The sequence below is a fragment of the Xenorhabdus indica genome, from assembly GCF_014467235.1.
Lineage (GTDB): Bacteria > Pseudomonadota > Gammaproteobacteria > Enterobacterales > Enterobacteriaceae > Xenorhabdus > Xenorhabdus indica.
Window position 1 is genome coordinate 1 of sequence record NZ_NKHP01000065.1, and the last position, 2,056, is coordinate 2,056.

A 2,056-nucleotide genomic window follows, 5' to 3' on the forward strand; every position below is an offset into this window, starting at 1 on the left:
TGCCCTGTTAAATTATCGGCACAATGATCAATCGAACCAGTTGGATAATACGCTGGAGGGGGTTGAGTTATTGGACGGACAAGAGCGAACCAACTACCCGTTAACATTATCAGTGGAAGATTTTGGCGAAGCACTGGGCCTGACAGTACAAATAGTACAGCCATTTGAGCCAGCGCGGATATGCGGCTATATGCAGCAGGCACTGGAAAGTCTGGTGGCGGCGCTGGAACAGGCGCCGGAAACCCCGGTACGGGCATTAGAAATTCTGCCGGAAACAGAACGTACATTATTATTAAGTACTTGGAATAAAACGGAAACTGCCTATCCTGATGCCTTGTGTATTCACCAGTGCTTTGAACAACAGGCAGAGCGCACCCCGCAGGCCACGGCACTGGAGTATCAGGAACAAACACTCAGTTACGCCGAATTAAATGCCCGCGCTAACCGGCTGGCGCATCAGTTGATTGAACTGGGTATTGAACCGGAGCAACGGGTCGCCATTTGTGTGGCACGCTCCCCGGCCATGGTGGTCGGGGTGCTGGCTGTCTTAAAAGCCGGTGGAGCCTATGTACCGCTGGACCCGGCTTATCCGGGAGAGCGTCTGGCCGACAATCTGAGGGATACGGCCCCGGCGATAGTGCTGGCAGACCGTTTTGGCCGGTCAGCATTGGGTGAACCCGCACTGGCGGAACGAAACGTACTTGACCCGAATACCCGGTTTGACCAGCCAGATAGTAATCCGCAGATACCGGTATTGACTTCACACCATCTGGCGTACGTGATTTACACTTCCGGTTCGACCGGCATCCCGAAAGGCGTGATGGTTGAGCATCGTGGGTTAGTTAACCTGATCCAGGAGAAAATCACGCAATTCGCGATTGGCACGGAAAGCCGGGTGTTGCAGTTTGCTTCATTAAGTTTTGATGCCAGTGTCTGGGAAATCATGATGGCACTGTACAGTGGCGCTACGCTGGACATTCCCGCCGACCACGTGCGTCAGAACCCGACCGCGTTATGGCATTACCTGGAAGCTCAGGCGATAACACATGCTTGTCTGCCCCCGGCCCTGCTGCATGACGGGGCGGATATACCGGCATTAACGGTCAAACCCACCCTGATATTGGGGGGCGAAGCGCCCAGCAGGGCGTTAATCCAGGCGTTGTGTGGCCGGGTCACCTTGTTTAATGCCTATGGCCCGACCGAGATAACGGTGTGTGCTACGACCTGGCGGTGCCCGTCAGACTATACCGATACTGCGGTGCCTATCGGGCGTCCAGCGGCGAATACCCGGATTTATTTGCTGGATAAGTGTAGTCAGCCGGTGCCGCTGGGGGCGGTGGGTGAGCTGTATATTGGTGGGGTAGGGGTGGCGCGGGGTTACCTGAACCGGCCTGAATTAACCGCTGAACGTTTTCTTCTCGATCCGTTCAGTGATAGGCCGGCTGCGCGCATGTACCGTACCGGGGATTTAGCCCGTTATCTACCGGACGGTAATCTGGAGTTTCTCGGCCGTAATGACCAGCAGGTGAAAATTCGTGGCTTCCGCATTGAACCGGGGGAAATAGAAGCCCGGCTGGTTGAGTACTCGGCGGTGCGTGAGGCCGCGGTGCAAGTGCTGGGAGATGGTGGGGACAAACGGCTGGTGGCCTATGTGGTGGCCGAGGCGGATGAGGCGTTGGTCAACCGCCTGCGTACCCATTTGAGTGCGGTGTTGCCGGATTATATGGTGCCGGCGGCTTTTGTGCGTCTGGAGGCATTGCCATTAACACCAAATGGTAAGTTGGATCGCCGGGCGCTGCCGGCTCCAGATGATGATGCGTTTGCCCGGCAAACCTATGAAGCCCCGCAGGGGGAAATAGAAATCGCGTTAGCAGCAATTTGGCGGGAAGTTTTAGGCATTGAATCGATCAGCCGGCATGATAATTTCTTTGCATTGGGCGGTCATTCCCTGCTCGCGGTGCGTATGATTGAGCGCCTGCGTCAGCAGGGATTGGCCCTGACAGCGCGAGAGTTGTTCCGGTCGCCGGTATTGTCCGAGCTGGCACAAACAGTGGGG

The 2,056-nt window shown here is 56.0% G+C and carries 1 protein-coding gene; it reads left to right on the forward strand.

Translation table 11 applies throughout. The annotated features are described in order from the left end of the window. On the forward strand, window positions 1–2,056 hold a 2,056-nt coding region (locus Xind_RS19420; protein WP_187650924.1), incomplete at both ends, for a non-ribosomal peptide synthetase.